We start from the raw sequence: 23,240 nt of genomic DNA, 5'->3' as shown, positions 1-23,240 counted from the left end.
CAACCTCAAACTTCATCTAGAACGCTTACAATAAGTGATATTTAATAAAAACTTATCCCAATCTTCCAAATTTTAAGATTTTTGGCTTAATAAAACTTCAATAGAATTTCTTCCTTGCTCTCAAATATCCAATAACAAATAAAACTAATGTCCCTAATATCAAATACCGATTCACCAGTTTTCCACGAATTTTATCGTAAAAACTCACAATGAACTGATCCATAATAGGCGTCATCTGTGTCATGCTTCGTGTCTCAAAATAATGACCGAGTTGATAATTGAGCCACGCAATAACACTAATACAAAATAGGAAAAAGATACAAGGAAATATCCAAATTCTTGGATGACGCTCCAAAACCATCAGAAATGTATAAAACTCCCCTTGTATCCAATTCCACATATATCTTGTCCTTATCGCATCACACCCTGTTGCAGGCTATATTTCCATGACATTCTAAAAGCCGTATCTTTTGAATAGTGCTTATACATATCCATATCGATTTTTCTTTGACGTAACATCACTTCATTCATGATTTTATCAAAAGCTAAATCTTTGGTATGTGGATCGGGATTATTTAAGTACTTACTTTCGAAATCAGCATGTTCTTTTATCTGTTTTAAGATATTCACAAATTTTACTTTTTGCTCTTCAGGCGTTGCAGCCCAACCTCCAAACCAGCGCTCATTAAACGTTTTAATGATTTCATCTAATGGATCTTCTTCAGTTTCACCGCCATGAGCACCACGAGGATTCGAATTTGTCGGATCTAAAACTGTCTCTTCAGCATCCAACTCAATTTGCTCATTTAGTTTTTTACGCTGTAATCCATATGAGTTTAAATCAACTGAATTTAACAACTCATCCAAGGCATCTGCTTCTGGATCTTCAATTTTGAGTTTCGGAATCAAGAACTTTAAGAACCAATACAACTTTTCCCAAGCTGGAACTTCATATGGCAAAATTGAAGCCATCTGTCCATAAATCTTCACGAATTGCTTTGCCTTGATCTTGAAATCAGCTTTATCTTCAGGAGTGAGTTCTAATTCAGCATCAAAACGTGCCACGGCGATATCAATCATCGGGCTTAATTTTTCTGCATCGACTGAATCGAAATACTTCGTAGCGAAATCTTCCACTTCAGTAGATTCATATACTCCAACAGTATCCAACTCATCTTTTAGTTCGTTGAGTACATTAATATCAGTCGCTTGTGACAACGTAGTCGACGTGTAGAAACGATCAAATGATTGTTTGATATCTTCTATCTCATTGAAGAAATCGAGCACAAAGAGATCTTCAGTTCTCTTACCTAATTTAGGTGCAGAACGATTTAAGCGAGACAGCGCTTGTACGCAGAGTACATCGGCCAACTTTTTATCAACGTACATCGTACATAACTTAGGCTGATCAAAACCAGTCAGGTATTTGTTCGCAACAATAAGCAATCGATACTGATCTTCATTCACGCCTACAGGCTTCTTTTCCCCCACATAACTTCGATCAAACATATCTTTGGTATCGTTGTCAGAGAATCCATTGAGAATCGCTTCTGAATATTCAATACCATCTACTTTCTTCTCACCAGAGAAAGCAATAATGGCTTTAAATGGATACCCTGCTTGCTCAAGCAAACGGTCAATCGCTTTGTAATAACGGATTGCAGACTCAATATTTTGAGTCACTATCATCCCTTTGGCCTTGCCTTTTAATTTCTTGGTATTTACCACATGCTGAATAAAATGATCCAGCATCACTTCAGCTTTGATATCAATGGTCTGTTGGGTTTTCTCTACATAACTTCTTAAGGTTTTCTGCGCTTTTTTAGTATCAAATAACGGATTGTCTAGAATCGACTTCTCAATTTCATAGAAGCTCTTATATGTCGTGTAATTTGACAAGACATCTAAAATAAACCCTTCTTCGATTGCCTGTTTCATCGAATACAGATCAAAAGGTTTAAAAGAACCATCTACTTGCTTTTCACCAAACTTTTCTAAAGTCGTGTTTTTTGGCGTTGCAGTAAAAGCAAAATAGGATGCATTGCCTTTCATCTTACGTGCCAACATCGCACTTAAGATTTTGTCTTGAGGATCTACATTATCACTGTCTTCATTGGCTTTACCCATGACTTCATTCATTTTGTCATGTGCAACACCCGATTGAGAGCTATGCGCCTCATCAATGATCACAGCAAAACGCTTTTCACTTAAGTCTGCAATTCCATCAATAATAAAAGGGAATTTTTGAATCGTAGTAATAATAATCTTTTTGCCATTTTCTAAAGCAGATTTCAGCTCTGAAGACTTATGGGCATGTGCCATAATATTCTTAACTTCTGAGAATTCCTTGATGTTCTCTTTAAGCTGTTTATCCAGAATACGGCGATCCGTCACCACAATCACTGAATCAAATAAGGGATGTTCTAGCCCTCGGCTTCCTGCAATGTCTTTTTCTACTGGGTAGGCTTCAATCAACTGAAATGCTGCCCATGTAATCGAGTTTGACTTACCTGAACCTGCGGAATGTTGAATAAGATATGTCTGCCCTACGCCACGTGTTGAAACATCATGAATGAGACGGCGTACTACACTGAGTTGATGATAACGCGGGAAATAGAGATTCCTTTTATCTAATAAGGTTTTCTCATCACCATCTAGTCGTACGAAGTGCTGAACGATATTTGCCAAACTTTCTTTTGAAAGTAGCTCCTTCCAAAGATATGCTGTTTTATGCCCCTCTGCATTTGGCGGATTTCCTGCACCTGCATTATGTCCCTTGTTAAACGGTAAGAAGAAGGTGTTCGCCCCAGCCAATTTCGTGGTCATATAGACTTCATCGGTATCGACAGCCATATGTACAATACAACGAGCAAAGCTCAATAAGGGCTGTGTGATATCACGATCTTGTTTATATTGCTTCTGCCCATGATAACGAGCATTTTGCCCTGTCCAATCATTCTTTAATTCAAAAGTAATAATTGGAATACCATTTACAAATACCACCATGTCAATTTCTTGTAGTGGATTGGCTTTTGAGTAACGTAATTGGCGAGTTACACTAAAAATGTTCTGCTTGAATCGGTCTTTAATCTTCTGAGAACTACTTGCCAACGGCGCTGGGTACATCAAATGAAAATGTGCTTGATCTACGGCGAGACCTTTTTTAAGTAGATGAACTACCCCATGCTTACGGATCATTCGATCAAAGCGTTCGTAGATTTTTCTTTGCCAATCGTGAGGGTTAAATTTCTGAATTTTAGCCAGTTCTTCTGCTTGTGTTTGCTCTAAAAATTGCCAGAAATATTGGGTATCTAGGGCATAAAGCATGTCAAAATTTGAGGGTGAACCTGATACAAAGCCATGATGAGGTTGAGTAATGTCGGTTAAACCTGCTTTAACATTTTCAAGGCATGTTCCAGTTAGGGCTTTTTCAATTGCCATTTCTAAAGCACGTTCATTGGTTAAACTGACCATTTTATTTATTACCCTCAACCCCACAATAATGCATTTTTAGCAACTCAATCATTCGATCTTGATGCATCTGAATAACTGACTTAGTTAAATTTTTACTTTCTGATTTCTTAAAAGTATCAAATAAATATTTAAGCTTTAACGAATCATATGATGGCTTTCTCTCAAATTCTGCCAATTTAACCGTCACAGGCTTATTACTATATTCTGAGTTTTGTCCTGGACTGAGTAAAACCAAATTGCCAAAAGCATGCAAATATGACTCCGTCAATACAGCCCCAAATCTCTCATTTTGTGGATGTACATGCTCTACTGAGTTTTTTGCAGTGATACGATAGTTTCTAAATTTTTTCTCCGTACGACGACCATAGTTTTTCCATAAAACATATTCTAATTTTTGGAACCAGTAATGTTCAAAAGAAGTCCCTTTTTGACTTTCTAGATAGTCTTGGAGCTCTTGCCAGTCTTTTGTTCCTATTTCATCCTCAAGACAAAGTTGATAACTCGCTACTTTTTGAGTGATGTCATCTACTGCCAAAGATAAATCATTATCAATTTTCTCTAACCACTCAACGACATCATCTTGGTCTAAAGAAGAATCAGCATTTATTAAACCAATTAAAAATGGCGTTAACCAATACTGAGCACTACGTTCACCAGTAAAAATTCGCACACTTTGTAAAAGCTCTAAAGCAGAATGTTCTTTCTTTGTCCTATTAAAATATGCTTTTTTAGCTTCTTTCTTTTTCTGTCGATTTATCGAAGTTAAACGTAATTCCTCACCACCACTATCTTCATTCTCTAGCCACTTCACACACCACGTATCAAATTGATATCGCACTTGCCATAATACATCTAAAAAATCTTTTACCTCTTTCTCAATGGCTTGATTTACAAAGTGTTTAAAAATTTTTTGTAAATTTGAAGCAATCAAACGCTCTTCAATATCATCCTCATCGTTTAACACTTTGTAGATACGCAATGCATGAATTAATAACAACTCGAAGCTAATAAAGGATCTACAATGATTTTTACCTTCCTCAGGAATATCTGCTTCTATCTGATCTTCATGTTCTGTTTCTTTTTCACTATCATTTTCATAATTTGAAATATTACGTTTACTATCTATCTCTTGAATAGATAAACCTTTCAAAAATGACTTTTTAGAACTTTCAGATTCAACCTCAAACACCATGCTTTCTGCATCATAGTGCTCAAGATCCTCATAACTCAATTTATTCCATGATGAAGCTTCAATCTTTTTACGTAACACCCGTTCAAAATATGTATTCATATTTTGACAAGCATCCCAAATTGCCTCATAAAGCTTCTTATTCTTCGTAATTTTTTTAAAAATTTTGGATTTCAGAATATCCACTGGCTCTAACTGTATTCCCGAAGTATTCATACTCGAGAACAGTTTATTCAAATCAGTCTTTTCCGGGATAATGTTATTAATCCATCTTACATTTTCAAAAATGTAGTCTATAAATTCCCTAAGATCCAACTTACTTTGACTTATTTTGTGAAGTCTTTGTTTTATGTACTCAAGACCTGCATGTATATGTTTTAAATAAGCGTCTTCAGCCAATTGATCTTGCGATGGCTGACCAAATCCATCAAGCCCTGCTTGAGAACCTAAATAGGATTCAATTCTTTCCCGAATCTCAAAATGCAATCTTGGCTTTTTAGCGTAAGTTGAGACTATGAGTATCGGATGCCCTTTTAAAACTGAATCTTTGTAATCATGGCAAGCCAAGGCAAATAACATCAATGTTGTTGTACGCTGTTGCCCATCTATTAATTCATAAGTTGAAAGATCTTTTTTGGATGACAATGTTGTACCAATAAAATAATGAGGTTCATCATTTTTGAATGCTTCCTCAATATCATTGAGCAGATCTTCGATATGAATTGAACTCCATACATACGGACGTTGATAGCTAGGGATAACGAATTGATAGTTCTCATCTACAACGTGCTTTAAACATAAAAGCTCTGTATTTACTGCTTGATTCATTCTTATTACCCCAAATTCCGTATCTTTTGGCTCAACTGTTTTGCAAATTGTTCAGCATACTGTGTTGGGCGTATTCCTAATTCAAAGTGTGCATTTGTTTCCTCAACAAAATGTCTTTTGACAGTGTTTTCATTGAGTCCATCTTCATCTACTTTTAGTTCAAAGCAATCTAAACTTTCAAAAACCTGTTCTGCTGTAAAGCTATAAGCGATCTGATCTAACACTTTATGGCCTTTCAAAAACTCCGGTATTGAATCTGCCCTTACTGCTTTTTTATTACTGACACGTTTTGAATAGGCCACCCTAAACAATTTCTTAGCGAAGGCATCAAGCTTATATTCACCAAATTGACTGAGGTATAACATCAACCCAGTGACGAAAAGTTCTTCTAAAAAACGACAGCCTTCTAGATCTTTTAACCAATCAATAAATTTAGCATACTCTGGTAAATAGCTGACTTTTAAATCTTTATAATATTTACTGTATAAATTTTGAAAGTATTCCATATAGGAAATACTATTAATACCTTCATTTAACGGCTGTCTAAGCTGGTAACTATTTTGTACATCTTGCTTTGCTTGTTTGGTCATGGGTTTATATGTCAAGCGCATAAGACCATAAGCAACATCGTCTTGATGTTTTAGGGTTCGGTTGGCAAACTCTTCAACTACTTCATCTCGATTTTTTTGTTTTTCTTGATAAAACGGAACTGTTCGCCCTTTCAGACTATTCCAATAACGCCCTCTTAAGAGCGTCATGACTATGCCTTGTAACTCACCTAAATCTTCCCACTCTTTCGCATAATGATTTCTATAATCGACAGGTACAGCTCTCAAATGATGCGCTTTAATAATATCTGGTCCTGTGAGCCTTACCCCACCTGTGTTTTGTGTTTCAAAAAACTTATAAGCATCATCTTCAGATTCAGTGACTACAAGTGATACAACAATACTTTCAAAGTTTATGTAGTCTTCCCATTTACTCCGATTTTTTTCAAGGTACTGTAAATTTTGCTTTATATGCTGAATACTCAAACTTGCTTGATAAGTGAGTGATACATCATCAAGCTCAGCATTTAGATAGCCCAGTAAAGCAAGTGTAGTTAAGCGCTGTTGCCCATCAATAATATTTAAATATCCATCTTGTTCATGTAAGATCACACTTCCAAGATAATAAGGGCTGTCAGTAAATTGTTCTTGATGATCTTTAAGGTCTTCAATCAGTTTATCAATTTGCTTTTCACCCCACACATAGGGGCGCTGATACTCAGGAATGCTCAATTGCCCCTGAATATATCTTTGATTTTCTGTTTTAATGCGTTTACCACTGAGCAACTGTGCCACATTGCACACAGCCACTTTAATCAACCCTTGTTTTTCTGACACAACCTACCCTCAATTTTCAATTCTTAGATCTATGCTTTCTTACTTAATCACTTGATACGCATCTTTCATATACGGCTTAAACACCTGCTCAAACTTTTGCACGTGTTCAAAATGCCATTGAATATATTCAGGCCAAAATGCTTTGTTATAACCCTCTACGGCGTTAACAACCACAATCTTTGATAATTTTTGATCTTCTGATCTACGCCAATCTAACTGTAGACCACAGCTTTGCTCAATTTCTGCTTTACGTGCATAGAAGAAATCAAAAAGCTTTTTATTATGTTCAGTACTACTTGTTGCAAACTCAAGTTCTACACGGAGTTCTTTTTGGGCAAAGATCAGGTTGTAGTTACACTTTGCAATTGTTGATCCTGCACTGCGCCATCCTGCACCAACAGGATTGACGTTGCGGAAAAGATCAAAACTTCTATTTTGAAAATCCTCTAGTAACTGTGTCCAATAGGCTATTCTCAATTGACCCAGTGAATTTTCTCTTTCTTTAATGACTTTGATTTCTGCATCTTTACGGCTTAAACGCACCATATATTCCGATGCTTCAGGCACAGGGATAATTTGCTGTATATCGACCAATAACTGGTTATTCAATATATATGGCGATACCTTCACGCATTTAACGTCAATCTCGCGCTCAATCAGCCAAAGGGCTGTATTAGTTACTTCTTTCCTAAATTCACCTGCAACTAAAATGATTCGTTGAGTTGCTTTAGGATTGAGCTTACTCATCCAATCTATATCAGAGTTTTCACCTAAGAATTTTTCAATCAATAGACGTGCTGTATGATGAACATGTTCAGTCTCATAAGCATCGGCATCTAAATCAGGATCAATGGGTCGATACTTACTTAGGTAATTTGCATAAACACTAATAATATCTTTTGCGGTAAACGGCGCAACATAAGAGGCATATTTAAGTGCCTGCCACACGGCGTCCCGTCCGCTGTCATCACGTTTGTTTTCAATCAGTACCAATTGTCCTTTGGTGTCTAAGGCCAACAGGTCTAAGCGTTCACCTGTGCCATCAAAGCCATCAAATTCTTTTTGGATAATCAGCAGTTCTTCGCCTAATGCTTCAGGATGGCTTACCAACCATTCTTGTAAGTCGTAACGCTCTGTCAGGTTGTGTTGTTTCAGTTGTGTGATGTCTAGTGGTTTTAGTTTTTTATTGGCTGTGTCTACTGTATATAAGCTCATATTCTCCCCTGAAATATTAAAAAACCTAGCCAACCGAAGTTCGCTAGGTTTAAATTTTTATGCCACTTTAATTTTGCCTGTGACAGCATCATTAATGAGTGTGGTTTTATATTCTTTTAGCTTTTCAATTTGCTGATTGATTAATTCAATTCCTGCATTAATTTTCTGCTCTTCCACTTCAATATATTTAATGATTACATTTTGTTCATCAATTGGAGCATAGGGCACTAATACGTCACCAAATTTATCAAAGTACAGGCGTAGTCTCATATCCATAATGCCCCGAGAATGCTTTTTCAATTCCGCACTACAAGTTGGAGACCTGAATAACAAATGATAAATATATGGGTTTAATGGCTTTACTGCTCTCAATATGTCATATGCTGGGCTTGTAACCCCATCGTAATTAGATAAGCCAATTGCCCCCATCCATGCCAACAATTTATTTACAATGATGTCGCCTTTTCTGACTTTCCAATATCCATCTGTAGTAGATGCCTTATTTCCTCGTTCCTCCAATTCTTTACGAGGTTTAACACCTATATCTGTATAAACAGATAAAAGTTCTAGGTCATTGTTTTTAGGTGCAGGTTCAATTATTAACTTAAACAAGTTTTTTACTTTTATGACTTCCCAATGTTCAGGAATTTCACCAATCCATTCCACACCCGAATCTTTCATCGCTACATTTGGATCTAAACCTTGCGTCACTGCTTTTTGAATGACAATTTGCTTACGTTCATTGAGTAAAACAATTTGCTGTTCTTTAATGGCAATGGCTTGGTCGATTTCAGTTGTTTTCTGGTCTAAAAAACTTGCTATTTCAAGTTGCTTATCTGAATTCGGCAACCAAACATTTGTATTTTTTAAGATCGCTTTTGTAATACTGTAAACTTTAACGCCTTTAACTGCTTTACGAATTTGATTTCTAAAACTTCTTGAATCAAATACATATGCTAAGAATCGAACATTGATCTTATCTTTAGGACGTACAATAACTGTGTGATAACCAGCAAAGGTTATTCGATGGCTATTTAAGTATGTGAAGTTTCCCGATCCATCAATATCTTCTGATGTATCAGCGAATACGAAGTCACCATATCGAAGTAGAGATTTTGGTGAGCTTTTCAAGTAGTTTTCCGATACACATTTTAATTGGTGAATTTCAGGATTTACTTCAAAACCATATTTAGAATGGACTTCACCATAATTTACACAGGGTATTCCGACTTCTTCTAAGTTTTCTTTAGTAATGTTTAAGCCTTTACCAAAGTCACAAATATCTCGGAATCTTAAAACGTCCCAATCGTTAGGTATCTTACCTAAGGTTTCCACACCCGAATCTTTATAAGCATCATATTTTTCAAACATCATGCTTCCCCTTAAAGACCCAAAATCTGGGCAATCAAACCATCCGCTTGCTTCTCAAGACTTAAAATATCTTGAGCCACATCTTCTAAAGAACGCAACGGCTTATGCTGGTAGAAATACTTATTAAAGCTCACCTCATAACCAATCTTCACAGAATCCAGATTAATCCACGCTTCAGCCACATGCGGTTTTACTTCATCTAAGAAATACTGATGAATCTGCTGTTTTAACGGTACAGATTCACTATCACGCAAATCACTATTGCTTTCATAGGTGGTGAACTCGCCTTTTTTCGATGTTGCATAATAACCAAAGTCAGCCAAATCAGCTTCTGTACAACCTAAATGTGCAACTAAGTCAGCAAGCTCAGCTTCATTCAGCTTCACGACTTTTTTCACCACTTTTTCTGCGCTTTCGTCATACCAACTCACCGCATTTAAAATGTTGTTCTTTTCAGAATTCGACAGCTTAATCTTTAAAGATTTGATCGCTTCATCAATTTTCTTCTTAAAAAGGTTAAAGTCTGAAAACTCATCGGTGCCTACCTGTTGCATGATACTTAATGCATTGCCCAATGCTGTTTTTAAAGCATTCCAATGCTTCACATCAAATAGCTTGGCTTGGGCTTTATTGTTCAGTGTAATCTCTTGATCTTCACACCACGCCAAGACCTCTTTTTTCACAGCATCAAGCTTGGCTTGGGTATAAATGTCATCGCCATAAGCGCTATACATATATTCCATCGGCTCAGACAAAGACTTATCAAAACGTAAGCCTTGTAAACGCTCTGCACTAAACTGCGCTCTACGGCGGTCTGGACGCTCAATATTGACTTTGTAATAACCAAAATCTTGGTTATCAAACACCTTACTTGCAATACCAATAGGATCATTTTGCATATCAAGCTGACGCTCTACGTCTTGACCTGCAAGGTAAGTCTGCATAATTTCCGCAATGTGCTCAGGGGAAAACTCACAGTTTTTATTCCCTAAGTTTTTACGCAACTTGCGGAACATCAAACTTGCATCAATCAGTTGTACTTTGCCTTTACGCTGTTCAGGTTTGTTGTTGGATAACAACCAAATATAAGTGGTGATACCTGTGTTATAGAACAAGTTGTTTGGCAACTGCACAATCGCATTCAGTAAGTCATTTTCAATGATATAGCGACGAATATTGCTTTCACCGCCACCTGCATCACCGGTAAATAAGCTTGAACCGTTATGAACTGAAGCAATACGGCTACCGATGCCATTATGCTCAGGCGATTTCATCTTATTGACCATTTCCATCAGGAACAGAAGCTGACCATCACTTGAACGTGGTGTGGCATCACAGCTTTCTTCATTGCCCCAATAGTCTTTCAATTTCACAATGAAACGTGGATCAACCACATCTGAACCATCTTTGATGTACTTTTGCTCAGATGCCCAGCTCTTACCATACGGAGGGTTTGACAGCATAAAGTCAAACTTGGTGCCGACAAACTCATCTGTGGTGAGTGTTGAACCAACACGAATATTTTCAGGGTTATTGCCCTTAATCATCATGTCTGACTTACAGATCGCATACGTCTCGTCATTGATCTCTTTACCGTACAGAATCACATCACGGTTGCCATCTTCAACGCTATAACGTTCTTCAATAAAGTTTTGAGCTTCGGTCAGCATCCCACCCGACCCACATGCAGGATCATATACGGTAATGGTTAAAGGTAATTTTTCTTCGATGGGGTCAAAGACAAAATGCGTCATTAGCTCAATCACTTCACGCGGGGTAAAGTGCTCACCAGCCTCTTCGTTATTTTCTTCGTTAAATTTACGAATTAACTCTTCAAAGACATAGCCCATGCCTAAGTTGGTCAATGCAGGCAAGCGGTAGCCATCTGGGTCGACTGCATCTTCAGGGGTTAAGTTAATGTATGGTGATAAAAACTTTTCAACTACATCTAACAGCACATTTTTATGCGACATATGGCGGATTTGAGCGTACAGGTTAAAGCATTGAATGATTTCTTTAACGTTGTCACTAAATCCTTCTAAATATTCTTCAAAGTTCGCCAGTAAAATTTCAGGGTTATTTGATGCTTTGGTATACAGCGAACGTAATGTCCATTTAGAGGTGTTATAGAACACATAGCCTGATGCTTCTTTGAGTGGCTCATCATCAAACTCACTGAGTTCCATTTCGACTTGTTGGTAACGAACTTCTTCGAGTATGGCATCTTTAGTCGGCTCCAATAGCGTATCCAAACGACGTAATACCACCATTGGCAAAATCACATCACGATATTTACCACGTACATAGACATCTCGAAGACAGTCATCAGCGATAGACCAGATAAATGAAACCAATTTGTTATGTACTGAATGATCCATAAGAACCTAAATAAAGCATTAAATTTTAATGCCCGTATTTAACACTATTTTAAAGTCTTGTGGCAGTGTATATATGGATAACTTAAGGATAGTACGCCAAAGCTTGTCGCTGAGATCACCACTTAATTCAAAGGTATTTCATGGATTTAACACAATTTAATTTTTCAATACTAAAAAAGTTTGATCGAACGCTTGAAAGCAATATAGAACGATTGGTTAAAAATGCAGATTCCATCGAAGAAGATCTTTCACCTATTGAATTAAAGGGCATGCTTTGTGAAGCTCTTGGGTTAGATATTTTAGATAGCAACTCCAGTCAAGTGGTTGATCAGGGTGAAAATATCCAGATCACATTTGCGTATATTTTGAAATGCCTATCGCTCTACCCTTTGCAAAATGAGATGTATCAAAATTGGAATAAGCATGTTGCGCTATTCGACCAAGCTGAACTGACTGGTTTTTCAGAGCAAAGTATTGCTGAGTTGCATCAATTTATTCAGAGCATTGTTGTCACAGGACATAACCAAGTACATCTATCCCTTGAGCAAATGAAACAGCCCTCCTGTCTCGTTATCCAGCTCTTAATTCATCTTGATGCAATCCTAACCTTAGACAGTAATATGGAGCCATTGTGCTTTACGCAGTTGTTTAAGTTTCGTTTTAATAAAAATAAACCCTATGGTCCATCCAGTAGTTTTTCCGATTTCATCATCTACTCACTAGCCTCACACGCAAATAAAAAACCATTAGAGAAACTCCCGACGATCAGCTCATTTGACAAATATCTGAATACAGAACTCGTTGATGATGACAGTGACAATGATGGTACAGAGCACCCAAGTATTAAAACGATGCGTCAATTACTAAAAAAAATGAGAGCTGAATATCGCTTCTGCTACTTAACCGATATAGACCAGTTTTTTACGACACCATTTGATCAAGTTAAGCTAATATTTGATGATCTATATGAAAAAATCACAGAGTCTAATTCTCGTTTTCTACTTTCACGAACCATCAACGATGAGGATTTCGTAGCCTTCAACGATATGAACGCACTGTGGCTCATCTACTACTTCCAATTCCTAGTCTACGAAGCACAGAAAACAAATTCTCCTGAGGTTTTACAGGGACTCAGCGCTACTCGTGAGTTTATGGATTTATGGAAAATGTTCTATGTGCCCAATGGTAAAAAGGCCACTTTTCAGTGGCCTACCCAGTTTAATGATGTAGCTAAAGTCACTTAGACATTATTGTAGCGACCTGAGCCAGAGGGGTTGCCTGTTTTACTTGGCCACCCCGCCTCATTTGTCAACTCAGTAAAAAATTTTACTGTATCGTCATAATCCTCTTTAGACCATAACGGATAATCCGTATACGACCTTCTAATCTGCCATAAAGCTTCTCGCTCAAATGACTTAAGTCCGTTTACACGTAGCGTTTCATCTGGAATTATTAAGAATCCCCACGTGTCATCTTTATCACCTATATCTAAATGTATATTAAGCAGTTTTGCTGTTCTAAAAACATTCACTATTCCACCAAGCCCTAACTGAGGCTTTGGTTCTTTCAAAAGAACAACTTTGCCTCCTATTAGCGTTTCCATTTCATTAATTGAGTTCGGGCTATACAGTCCTTGACCATTTAATCCTGAAATCTGGATATGAAGACTCATCTAAAAAACTCCTTACTTCCGTGGTGGATTATTATCACGACCACCGCCTGAAGGATTCCCTGTTGTACTTGGCCAGCCAGCTTTACTCATTATGTTTCTCCTGCATTCATGTAAATTCAGCTTCACTTCGAGCTGATAGATTCATTATGGAAGAAGTATTTTTTTGATTTTGCCGGAAACCCAACAATTCAGGATAAAAATTAAACAAATATCACTTTACCTATTTTTATATCAAGCCAAACGATACCAATCACATTCCGCAGCCTGATTTGAATTACATGCTTTCTTTTTTGCTTTGCAATAGATAGGTAAACCTTCTGTATAGTTATAATTATCCCCACTATATTTACACAAGAAACAACTTTTCACAGGTACTTTCTTTTCAACCGCAAGCTTCAACTGCGAAATAAACATATCCCCGTGTGCATAACCCATCAGCACATTTGAGTTCTCAAAGTCCAAATCAGTTTCAATGATATTGCTATATTCAATTTTATCCTGATACTTCGCTAACTTGGCTTTGATATCTGCCAGATATTCTAAACCCAACCAAGCCTTGCCTGAATCCCAAACTAGAAATAAGAAATACCGCTTATGCATACACTTGCAATCAGCATCTACGATTGGAGCACTTTCTTGATTGAATCCCAAAAAGAGAGCATCGCTTGGCTTTAAATCTGCCCTATATATTTTTTCGACATCCTCTTCGCAATCTAATGGTATTTCAATAATTCGTTTGCCTGAGCTTTCTTTTTTCTCACTCAAAAAATGAGTCACAGCAATTTCAATATAAATACAATCTTCGGCATTATTTTGACGGGTTAACAATAGGTCTGGAATAAACTGGTCATGCCTCTTCTCAACTTGTATTTGTGAAAAATAATTTGTGAGATCAAAGCATTTCTCTGTATAACCAAGATCACAATGTTTTCGAATGGTTCTTTTAAATTTTTGGCATTTCTTAGGCACATGAAAAGTAATGTAAAATGGTTCATTTTCAGCTAAACATTTTTGATATGTTTCAAAAAAAGCACGTTTACCCAAACGGTGTAAGTAAGTTTCACCATTGCACTCTAGTACAGTCTTATGGGCAAAATGAGGTTTCTTGATTTTGCCATTCACCTTAGCAATTAAAGGATTGTCACAGCCCAGGCAAATGTATTCAGATTTTTCTTCTTGTCCGACTAAATCAACTGCTTTGACAATTTCACCATGTTCATTTTTTGCATATTGATAACGTGCCATTTCACTTCCTTATAAATTTAACCCGTCCACATCAAATAATTATTTTCTTTCCCCTGTGCATAAGCCCACTCAGCCACCTTATGCGACCGCTCTTTATCCGTCAAAAAACCGAGCACTGATATCCGATCCACAATAATCAAATCCTGCTCTTCATTCCGCTCGTACCACTTATGCAAAAATTCATATGATGCCAGTAAATTACTTTTCTTAGAATTACAGCTTGAATCTGCTAATACAAAATTATGCCCTGTATCTGATGGATACATTGACCAAGGAATAAAATGATCGACTGCATAATTGCCTTTTCGCATCGGCTTATTGCAATAGAAGCATTTACAATCTTGCAGCTCTACCAACACGCTTGCTACTGCATTTAACTGGTTCCGACTTGGCTCAAACATGAATTGTTCAAGATCCGGCAACTGATTCAAAATAGGTGCATTGCTGCTGTTCTTACGGATATAGTCAATCCAACTTTTCTGGCAAAGCTCTTCGATGATTTCACTGAACTGTCGTAAGCAAAACATGACTTGAGGCAAAAGGATGAGCTGCTTTCCACACCGATCAAGCTGATATAAAAACTCAAAATTTTGACCATTGATGTTTTGCAAGTAGCGGACTGGCATGTCTTTTACAGTGCGAGCGACATCTTTAACTAGCTTCAACCACACCAATGAATCTCGTCTTAATAACCCCAAAGAAGAGTAGCTTTGCCGAAGCTGTATAATGCGATTCACAATGGCAGCTTGTTTACCATTGTTCTGATTTAAAATCAGCTGCCCTTCATCATTAAAGGTATAGGGTACCGCTTGCTTCCAATACAGCTCGATAAACTTCTCAGCGATATCCGTATATTCGAGTGATAGACTCTCACCTGAATCTTCACCTTTTTCAATAGCTAATCGGCTTAGGCTAATCAGCAATGCAAATTTATAGGTGCTACTAAAACTACCCGACTGTAAAATCAGCTGAATATTTTTTAGAAATTTAAGTTGTTCTTGTGCAGTAGGAATAAAGTCAGGCATGTTTTTTCCAAAGTACATTCAGCCACTTTTCATCACGATCAGGTCGCTGATCTACTGTAATCCACTGTTTTAACAACCTAACTCCATTCAACTGATCTAATAATTCATGAGCCTGCTCTTCATTTAAGTCAGTAAACGCCCTACCGCCTTTTACTCTATCTGCTGTTCCATATTTAAAAGACATATAACAAACACCACCACGGCGTAACGCAGCATGAATACGTTTTAAAACATCAGGGAGACTGTTACGAGCACAATGTAGTAAAGAGGCACATGCCCATACCCCATCATAAACATCGTGCATATCAAGCTCATAAAAACTTTGCTGCTTAACAGGTACTCCTGTCAATTGGGTCGCTCGTTCGACCAATACTTCAGAATAGTCCGTCGCATCCACTTGATAGCCTTTATTTTTAAAAGCCAAAGTGTCACGCCCTGAGCCACAGCCTAAATCCAGGATGCGTGCAGAATCTGGCAACTCAGCTAAAAATGGTTGGTATAGGCTTTCCATATCCACATACAACGTGGCTTGTAAAAATTGATCTGCGTATTGGTTGTAATAGTCTATTGTTTTCATATTGGTTGCTTAGGCTAAACACTGACCCCAGTCTACTAAAAAACAAAAAGATAAGGGAGCATTTGCTCCCTTATCTTTTTAGTCAAATAAATCTGCTCTTACTTCTTCCAAAGCACGATCTGACTTAAAACGATTACATATCGGATGAATAATTGCTCCATTTTCTAAAACACCGTAACCACCTTCTGCTTTCGATTCACGATGATCTACTTCAGTCGATTCAAGGTATAAAGCGCTATCACATACTTCGCAATAGCTCCAAGTTTTCCTTTCCTCACGTTGATAGAGGTTTCTTTTGGCTGCGAGTGAAAAATTTAGAGGTTTTTTCTTCTTTGATGGTCTTACTGATTTCACAAAGCTCACAACATCATCAACAATGCTCTCATCATAATCACCATCAAAACGTTCAAGGTAAAAATCATTAAAATTAATATAATCAAATGATTGACTCATCGAAAGAATGACGGTGTTCAAACAAACTTCATCTTCAAAATCTAAATCCATATTGAGTCCAATACAGATAAAGGCTTGATACACGTTCTTCAATCGCTCATGTGATCTGATCCCGCTACCAAACTTACCGACAGTTTCTTTGATGGCCACAGGAATTTTTTCAATTAAACTTTCAACACCACGGCGTGCTCGAGTAAATCCAATAAAATCTAACTTCTTATTCTGTATTTCAAAACAGTCTTGTTCAATTTCACAGACGATAGAGAACCAGGCCAAAAAGGATGTCACTTGAAAACGATTATCTTTATAAAAATATAGTTTTGGGTGTAAGCCCAAACTTGGAATCCGAATACTAATTGGTGGTGTAGCGATACGACACAGCACAACTCTAAGTTTTAGCATTAAATTTTCTACACGCTGACCTTGGTCTATATTCACAGTATTCTGACTAGTATCACCAAACATGATATTCAAGAGTTCATTGACCAAGCCGATTTTTTTACCGTGTGTTAAATCCGGCTCTAAAAGTATTATCTTAAAAAGATGATCATGAATTTGCTCACCCAAAGTGATCACTTCATTTATCCGCTCGTAATTCAGTTCAGCCAAGTTGGATTTATTATCGTTTATATAACAACACGCATAAATCACATAAAAAGCATCACTCCCCCTATTCTGTAAATGATATTCTTCATCTGGATCTAATCGTTTCGTATCCGAATTGATTGAACAAAAGGCTTTTCGAGCTTCCTCAGGTGTCCCAATGACTTCAATAAAATTAATTTTGGTTGATTTTAATTTTTGCTGAAACTCAGAATCGCTACATAACTCTTGAAAATCAGCTAATCCACCTAATCGATTACGAATCTGACGAATATCTCGTTTTTGTGGTGCCGTGAATTTTGGGGCTCCTATTACTTGCTCATCAATAAAGTATCTTTTGATCCAAGCATAGATAATTGAAATCCTGTGCCCACCATCGATGATATAAATATTACCAGCAGCATCTTTCCAATAGCGAACGCATAAATTGACATTACGATCATTCAAACAGTTTAGAATAAACTCCTGAATTTCAGCAGGGCTCCAACACTCTGTGGAGCGTTGATTGTCTGCTTTATATAGTTTTTCTAGAATCTCATGGTTGGCGAAGTCATAAAGTGATATTTCAAAGTTATGGTGCAGATTTGAGTGCGACATTTCGTCAGGCACCATCATTTTTCTTTGAATAATATTGGTTAAAAGCTTAGTACGGGCCATTTTATTTTCTCTAGGCAATACTTCTCTATATCTCGTAAAATTACGAAATTAGAAGTAATTAAAATTAAAGTTAGTGATTAATGAATTAAATATTCATTAATTCAGAAGTATCTTTTTGCTAGAGAAAAAACAGATAGAAATAGTATAAAGACGCATTTTAAACCTCGTTGATAGATTGTCGTTTGCCAACATCCTTTCCACGAGATGGAGGCAAACCAAATAGGGTGTGGAAATACCGCTCAACGAAACGGCCAGTCAAAGACTGCCCTACCTGGCTTACCATAAAAGCGCCATGTAGACACAAAAGAGCCACTAAAAGCGACTCTCTAGTTCGTTGAGTAACAGGTTTCCACGCCTGGTCACAGAATTTGCTGTAACATCTTTATCTTATGTGCATAAATTCAATTGGTCAAATTTTATGATTAATATTTAATCAATTGATTCAAAAATAATTACCTATATTTTTAGAGGCTTAAGAATACAGATAAGTATTTTATAATTTCTACAATATCTAGTTGCTGTAAACTGATCGCAATGAAACTCTATATATTTAAGCAGCGTGATTTAATAAAGGAAGTAGATTGAAACTGCAAATTTTATCGGATACTCACAATTCGAAATATTCATTATCAGATGAAGCTGACGTCATTATCCACGCTGGGGATTTTTCTAATCGTTTAAGTGGTGCAATTGAGTTTGCCGAAAAATGTAAAACGCTGAATAAAAAATTTATCTTTGTTTTGGGCAATCATGATTACTACAGCTCTAACTACAGTTCAGTCGTAGATTTTTTGAAAGAAAATTACCCTGAAAATACACTACTTGATGATAACCATATCAAAATACAAGATAAAATATTTGTAGGTGGCACATTATTTACGAACTTCCGCTCCAATTCTCCACTTACAGCTCCTGAGGTACTTTTACAGTCCCAAAAAGATGCTGAACAATCGATTTATGATTTTGATCAAATCATGATTGGCAGTGATCATCGAACGGTAACTACTAATGACTACATAGAATTATTTAAAAAATATCATGAAAATATTATGAAATTTAAGGATCAAGATAATGTGATTGTCATTACTCACTTCCCGCCTCATTTAGCTTGTCTTGATCCATATTGGGGTACGCATCCTGTTGCATCAGCACTCAATCCCTATTTTATTAATGACTTAGATATAAAAGGCTTTAAATTATGGATTGCAGGACATACGCATACATCAGTGGATACTGTAGTCGATGGATGTAGATTAGTGATCAATCCTTTGGGTTATCCACCAGAGCAAGGTAAAAATGGGTTTAGAGAAAATTTGATCATCGAAGTTTAAGTAGTCATACTCGTATTGAAGCAATTTAAACCAACTCTAATATCATACATCCTATAGTACTGTTGATTTAGCTTCTACACCATGAACTAGGAGAAACTCATGTCGAATCCTTTAGACCCAGAAAATGATTGGAAAAATAAAATTGCAGATCAAATACTTGACGATTTAATCGAGATTGCCAAGCTTGAAGGTATGACTATTAAAAAAATGAAAGCAGATCAAAATGGTATTTTCTATGTGGAAGAGGAAATATCAATTGACGACGTACTCAAGCAATTTTGAACTCTGCTCATTGAAACGATATAAAGCGCTTGAATTTTATATTTAAAAGCTTAACCAAATTGTATCAGTGGGGAAATGATGCGTTCATGCCACTGCGGATTCTGCATCGAGGCATAAATCATTTTTAAAGTGTTTTGGTTGCGGCAGGCACGCAAAACTTCCCGAATCACTTCAGGACGTACACTGCGATCAGGTAATTGAACTGCTGCAAGATTCGGTTCTGGTGTCGCAATCAGGGTATGCGATTCACTAACCAAACCTGACAGCATATTGAGATATTCATTGATATGTACGGTAGTCAGCACCGGTTGAAACGTGGCTTTAGGCACATAGCCTTTTACGGAGGGATCATGGACCAAGGCATCTGGGTTATACAGCGTATTGTAACGCTTGATATCCGCAGAAGCCTGCTGTCGACTGAGCCCAAACCAGCTCATTAAACGATTGGTAACCAAACGACCTTCCCAGTAAGCAAGTAGCTCGATCGCTCGCATTCGTAGCAGGACTTCATGCTTATCTGTCGTCATATACCAATCAGTCAATAAATAGCAGCTTTAAGATTACCCTACAGCAAATATACAGTAAACATTTTTGACGGTATTTAAAGGTAGTATTGCAATCACCAGATAAAAAATATACTAATATCGTGATGATAGCTGTCAAAGTAAGATCTCTAGCAGATCATGGATCCTGGTGTAGAGCGTAAATTGAGCTAAATTTTAGAATGAGAGCAATATGGGTTTTAGATTTCGTAAAAGTATTAAATTATTCCCGGGTTTTAAAATTAATCTGACCCATAAAGGCATCAGCAGTGCCAGCATTGGCAAACCTGGTGCTTCTCTAAATATTGGGAAAAAAGGTACGCGAACCAGTGTCGGTATTCCAGGTACGGGACTATCTTACTCTAAACACCAGCCTTACTCTAAAAAGACCCGTGTTCCACAACCGACATCGCTAGAACACACGGAATATAATCCTCAGAATTTAGAACAACCGAAGGCAAAGATATGGCCTTGGATTATTTTTGGAATATTGTGTTTTATTGTGGGTGCCGTCATTTTTTTAGCAAAAACAACATTGTATTTTGATCAAAAAAAAATGCCCACATGGGTGAGTGGGCAAACTAAGGATATTAAGATCCTTCAGAAACTACAGCGCGATTCTCGCTACTACTCTATATTTAAATCAGCGACTGTGGCTCACAGTATATTGATTATCGCACAGCTTAAAAGTAAGTTTTGTGTAGTTTTAATGAATTTCAGTTTTTTAAAGGAGCTTTTTTATAGCTTCATTATTTTGTATGTTTTTTAAATTCTTCAGACTATTCTAAATAGTCAGTACGCAATAGTATCACCTGTTGATCTTGGTATTGGCGATGAATGGTTACATCCATTTTAGCAATTGTTTGTGAGGTTAAATCTGACGGCTCACGTACTAATAAGCCTTGTAATGTTGTTAGTAAACTTTTCATTTTGCAATCCCCTATTTGATTTAAATCAATCACATGAATAGTGCTATTTTGTAACATCAATATTTCAATACGATGAATCAAGGTGATATTAAAAGGACTGCCCCTTGTATATAGAAATCAGTCCTTAAAAACGGCTTAATCAACGATCCAACTTTATAGAATCGGATCGTTTAGGCATTATGTTCAGGTTAAAAACAAGAGTATTGACTAACTATGAGTTGCAAGGCTGGTTAGGGTAAATCAGCCAGACCCAAGCCATATCTTGCTGATAGATGAGTACAAAAGCTTGTCAAACAAATCCGCTCTAATCTCTTCTAAGCTGAGATCTGATTTTATTCTATTACCGAACGGATAAACCAGCAGGCCATTTTCTAGCACACCTTGTCCACCTGCGGCTTTGGCAATCCGATTCAGTAGAATCGAGATAGATTAATCCATCACAAATGGGGCAAAAGTTATGATTACCCACTAGAAAATTATGCTTAAGCAAATTTTTGGTTAATGCTGAAAAGTCCTTGGGCTTTGATCGAGAAATTAGATTGTCGATGCCTACACTCCACTTTACTTATTTTCAGACAGCAACCAATCGAGAGCGTTCATTTTTACAATACCATTATAATTGGCTTCAGTCCCTATCGTGTCTAAGGTAAGTAAATACTTAGGATATGAATCAGAAATTTTCTGTAATGGACGTAACTCTCGGGTGAGTGTCTCCTCACTGAGCGTTTCTAATGCCACCTGATAATAAGTTAAATTTTGTAAAGTATCGACAGCAACAAAATCAATTTCATATTCATCAACCCGCCCTACATAGACCGTATAGCCTCGTCTGACAAGCTCAAGATAAATCACATTTTCTAAGATATGACCTTGATCAGCATTAGCATCAGGCAACATAATGCGGCGCAATCCAACATCAACTAAATAGTATTTTTCAGAGGATTGTAATAACTCACGCCCACGTACTTTAAATTGTGCGGCGCTATAAAATAGCAAACTGTCCTGTAAGCCCTGAATATAGCGTTTTACTGTTTCAAATGAGATTTTAACCCCACTTGAAACAAAGGTATTTTTAATTTTATTGATGGAAATGGGTGAGCCTGTCACGCTTGCCAAATATCTTGCGACACGCTCGAGAGAGTTAATATCGGCCGTATTCAAACGGGGAATAACATCTTTAAACATTACACTGGCATAGACCGCTTGCAAGTAATCATAGGTTTCCTGCTGGCTGGTCATGGCAAGCGTATAGGGGAAACTACTGCGCGTGTACATGGCATACAAATCACGATTGGATAATTGTTGGATGATCGGATTATTTTCAATATGCCACTGTTTAAACTCTTGGAATGACAAGGGTAAAACATGTTGCTCGATATAGCGTCCTGTGAGTAACGTCGCAAGTTCTCCACTCAGAAAGAATGCATTAGAACCTGTAATATATAAATCGATATAATCCCGAACATATAAAGAGTCGACTACTTTTTCAAAATTGGTAACATGTTGTATTTCATCTAAAAAAACATAGTTTTTCTTGCTTTCATCAACTTTTGACAGTACATAATCATGTAGTTTACGGTAATCGGTGAGTTCTTCAAATTCCATAAATTCAAAGTTGATGGCAATGATGTTTTCGGCTTGTACACCCTGTGCTTTTAGGTCTTGTTGAAACATCGCCAGCAAGGTGGATTTTCCAGAGCGACGTACACCCGAAAGCACTTTAATGACATCACGGTTTTGCCATGTATTCAGAAATTTTAAGTAGCTATCACGTCGAATATTAGTTTTTCTCATTGTTTGTACTTAAACTCTAAAGTTTTAATTAATTCTATCAAAGTTTAGATACCAAGTGGAAATATATTTAATTTTTAAAAGAGTTTCTAGTTCATGTGAGCTATTTAAAATTCTAAACTGCTGTTATAGCCGTTTAGAGACGCTAATCACGACAAGCTCCAAGATGCCAGGTCTACTCTTTAGACGAAATTTGGTAGGTTTTTTTATCGACGACATCAATCCGAATTCTGTATTTTTGATTATTGATGCTCCCTTTTATCTGCTATACAAATTGAGTGAATAGTAAATTG

16 protein-coding genes and 3 pseudogenes are annotated in these 23,240 nt (G+C 36.9%); 4 read left to right on the top strand and 15 right to left on the bottom strand.

Annotation, left to right across the window (positions count from 1 at the left end):
- Positions 1-411: 411 nt before the first annotated feature.
- From AVJ19_RS16595 to AVJ19_RS16570, 6 genes are read right to left on the bottom strand one after another with little or no spacing between them, the layout of a single operon-like run.
- Complete coding sequence (locus tag AVJ19_RS16595; protein WP_111860748.1) at positions 412-3,474, bottom strand: type I restriction endonuclease subunit R; 3,063 nt, start codon at positions 3,472-3,474, stop codon at positions 412-414.
- Position 3,475: 1 nt separating this feature from the next.
- Positions 3,476-5,491, bottom strand: coding sequence for a DUF262 domain-containing protein (locus AVJ19_RS16590; protein WP_111860747.1), 2,016 nt, complete (start codon positions 5,489-5,491; stop codon positions 3,476-3,478).
- Between the two features lie 5 nt (positions 5,492-5,496).
- Positions 5,497-6,876 (bottom strand): DUF262 domain-containing protein, encoded by a 1,380-nt coding sequence (locus AVJ19_RS16585; RefSeq protein WP_111860746.1) that lies wholly within the window; start codon positions 6,874-6,876, stop codon positions 5,497-5,499.
- Positions 6,877-6,915: 39 nt separating this feature from the next.
- Entirely contained in the window at positions 6,916-8,091 is a 1,176-nt protein-coding gene (locus tag AVJ19_RS16580; protein ID WP_111860745.1) for a DUF4268 domain-containing protein, read from the bottom strand.
- A gap of 57 nt (positions 8,092-8,148) precedes the next feature.
- Entirely contained in the window at positions 8,149-9,465 is a 1,317-nt protein-coding gene (locus AVJ19_RS16575) for a restriction endonuclease subunit S (RefSeq protein ID WP_111860744.1), read from the bottom strand.
- Positions 9,466-9,473: 8 nt separating this feature from the next.
- Positions 9,474-11,840 (bottom strand): type I restriction-modification system subunit M, encoded by a 2,367-nt coding sequence (locus AVJ19_RS16570; RefSeq protein ID WP_111860743.1) that lies wholly within the window; start codon positions 11,838-11,840, stop codon positions 9,474-9,476.
- A 140-nt stretch (positions 11,841-11,980) separates the two neighbouring features.
- Between AVJ19_RS16570 and AVJ19_RS16565 the strand changes: the two genes are divergently transcribed.
- Positions 11,981-13,084, top strand: a complete 1,104-nt coding sequence (locus tag AVJ19_RS16565; protein WP_111860742.1) for a hypothetical protein — start codon at positions 11,981-11,983, stop codon at positions 13,082-13,084.
- On the opposite strand, the gene AVJ19_RS16560 is transcribed toward AVJ19_RS16565, so the two are convergent.
- The 5 genes from AVJ19_RS16560 to AVJ19_RS16540 form a co-directional block, all read right to left on the bottom strand.
- Positions 13,081-13,512, bottom strand: a complete 432-nt coding sequence (locus AVJ19_RS16560; RefSeq protein ID WP_111860741.1) for a hypothetical protein — start codon at positions 13,510-13,512, stop codon at positions 13,081-13,083. The genes AVJ19_RS16565 and AVJ19_RS16560 overlap by 4 nt on opposite strands.
- Positions 13,513-13,743: 231 nt before the next feature.
- Complete coding sequence (locus AVJ19_RS16555) at positions 13,744-14,757, bottom strand: competence protein CoiA family protein (RefSeq protein ID WP_111860740.1); 1,014 nt, start codon at positions 14,755-14,757, stop codon at positions 13,744-13,746.
- 17 nt (positions 14,758-14,774) lie between these two features.
- Positions 14,775-15,782 (bottom strand): HNH endonuclease domain-containing protein, encoded by a 1,008-nt coding sequence (locus tag AVJ19_RS16550; protein ID WP_111860739.1) that lies wholly within the window; start codon positions 15,780-15,782, stop codon positions 14,775-14,777.
- A complete protein-coding gene (locus AVJ19_RS16545; RefSeq protein WP_111860738.1) occupies positions 15,775-16,359 on the bottom strand; it encodes a class I SAM-dependent DNA methyltransferase in 585 nt (194 codons plus the stop codon). The genes AVJ19_RS16550 and AVJ19_RS16545 overlap by 8 nt, the downstream gene beginning before the upstream one ends.
- 78 nt (positions 16,360-16,437) lie before the next feature.
- Complete coding sequence (locus tag AVJ19_RS16540) at positions 16,438-18,072, bottom strand: HNH endonuclease (protein WP_111860737.1); 1,635 nt, start codon at positions 18,070-18,072, stop codon at positions 16,438-16,440.
- A 581-nt stretch (positions 18,073-18,653) separates the two neighbouring features.
- Here AVJ19_RS16540 and AVJ19_RS16535 point away from each other — a divergent pair.
- Both AVJ19_RS16535 and AVJ19_RS16530 read left to right on the top strand, forming a co-directional pair.
- Positions 18,654-19,403 (top strand): metallophosphoesterase family protein, encoded by a 750-nt coding sequence (locus AVJ19_RS16535; RefSeq protein ID WP_111860736.1) that lies wholly within the window; start codon positions 18,654-18,656, stop codon positions 19,401-19,403.
- Between the two features lie 99 nt (positions 19,404-19,502).
- Entirely contained in the window at positions 19,503-19,685 is a 183-nt protein-coding gene (locus AVJ19_RS16530; RefSeq protein WP_005236300.1) for a hypothetical protein, read from the top strand.
- Between the two features lie 68 nt (positions 19,686-19,753).
- On the opposite strand, the pseudogene AVJ19_RS16525 reads toward AVJ19_RS16530, so the two are convergent.
- A pseudogene (locus AVJ19_RS16525) lies at positions 19,754-20,212 on the bottom strand (WYL domain-containing protein); the annotation flags it as partial.
- A gap of 208 nt (positions 20,213-20,420) precedes the next feature.
- Here AVJ19_RS16525 and AVJ19_RS16520 point away from each other — a divergent pair.
- Positions 20,421-20,747 (top strand): annotated as a pseudogene (locus tag AVJ19_RS16520) (DUF4236 domain-containing protein); the annotation flags it as partial.
- A gap of 259 nt (positions 20,748-21,006) precedes the next feature.
- On the opposite strand, the gene AVJ19_RS16515 reads toward AVJ19_RS16520, so the two are convergent.
- From AVJ19_RS16515 to AVJ19_RS16505, 3 genes and pseudogenes are all read right to left on the bottom strand, one after another.
- Positions 21,007-21,156, bottom strand: a complete 150-nt coding sequence (locus tag AVJ19_RS16515; RefSeq protein WP_227574743.1) for a hypothetical protein — start codon at positions 21,154-21,156, stop codon at positions 21,007-21,009.
- Between the two features lie 240 nt (positions 21,157-21,396).
- Positions 21,397-21,691, bottom strand: a pseudogene (locus AVJ19_RS22810) (hypothetical protein); the annotation flags it as partial.
- A 26-nt stretch (positions 21,692-21,717) separates the two neighbouring features.
- Complete coding sequence (locus AVJ19_RS16505; RefSeq protein WP_111860735.1) at positions 21,718-22,950, bottom strand: ATP-binding protein; 1,233 nt, start codon at positions 22,948-22,950, stop codon at positions 21,718-21,720.
- Between the last annotated feature and the right edge of the window lie 290 nt (positions 22,951-23,240).

Origin of the sequence: Acinetobacter sp. CFCC 10889, from assembly GCF_003268395.1 — a bacterium.
Taxonomy (GTDB): domain Bacteria; phylum Pseudomonadota; class Gammaproteobacteria; order Pseudomonadales; family Moraxellaceae; genus Acinetobacter.
Note: the sequence above shows the minus strand (reverse complement) of the source record. Positions and strands in the feature narration are given on the sequence as shown.

What these genes read in the sequence shown, in the direction of transcription:
- AVJ19_RS16595 (WP_111860748.1), bottom strand. Translation starts at nt 3,474, where the DNA reads ATGGTCAGTTTAACCAATGAACGTGCTTTAGAAATGGCAATTGAAAAA.
- AVJ19_RS16590 (WP_111860747.1), bottom strand. Translation starts at nt 5,491, where the DNA reads ATGAATCAAGCAGTAAATACAGAGCTTTTATGTTTAAAGCACGTTGTA.
- AVJ19_RS16580 (WP_111860745.1), bottom strand. Translation starts at nt 8,091, where the DNA reads ATGAGCTTATATACAGTAGACACAGCCAATAAAAAACTAAAACCACTA.
- AVJ19_RS16575 (WP_111860744.1), bottom strand. Translation starts at nt 9,465, where the DNA reads ATGATGTTTGAAAAATATGATGCTTATAAAGATTCGGGTGTGGAAACC.
- AVJ19_RS16570 (WP_111860743.1), bottom strand. Translation starts at nt 11,840, where the DNA reads ATGGATCATTCAGTACATAACAAATTGGTTTCATTTATCTGGTCTATC.
- AVJ19_RS16565 (WP_111860742.1), top strand. Translation starts at nt 11,981, where the DNA reads ATGGATTTAACACAATTTAATTTTTCAATACTAAAAAAGTTTGATCGA.
- AVJ19_RS16560 (WP_111860741.1), bottom strand. Translation starts at nt 13,512, where the DNA reads ATGAGTCTTCATATCCAGATTTCAGGATTAAATGGTCAAGGACTGTAT.
- AVJ19_RS16555 (WP_111860740.1), bottom strand. Translation starts at nt 14,757, where the DNA reads ATGGCACGTTATCAATATGCAAAAAATGAACATGGTGAAATTGTCAAA.
- AVJ19_RS16550 (WP_111860739.1), bottom strand. Translation starts at nt 15,782, where the DNA reads ATGCCTGACTTTATTCCTACTGCACAAGAACAACTTAAATTTCTAAAA.
- AVJ19_RS16545 (WP_111860738.1), bottom strand. Translation starts at nt 16,359, where the DNA reads ATGAAAACAATAGACTATTACAACCAATACGCAGATCAATTTTTACAA.
- AVJ19_RS16540 (WP_111860737.1), bottom strand. Translation starts at nt 18,072, where the DNA reads ATGGCCCGTACTAAGCTTTTAACCAATATTATTCAAAGAAAAATGATG.
- AVJ19_RS16530 (WP_005236300.1), top strand. Translation starts at nt 19,503, where the DNA reads ATGTCGAATCCTTTAGACCCAGAAAATGATTGGAAAAATAAAATTGCA.
- AVJ19_RS16515 (WP_227574743.1), bottom strand. Translation starts at nt 21,156, where the DNA reads ATGAAAAGTTTACTAACAACATTACAAGGCTTATTAGTACGTGAGCCG.
- AVJ19_RS16505 (WP_111860735.1), bottom strand. Translation starts at nt 22,950, where the DNA reads ATGAGAAAAACTAATATTCGACGTGATAGCTACTTAAAATTTCTGAAT.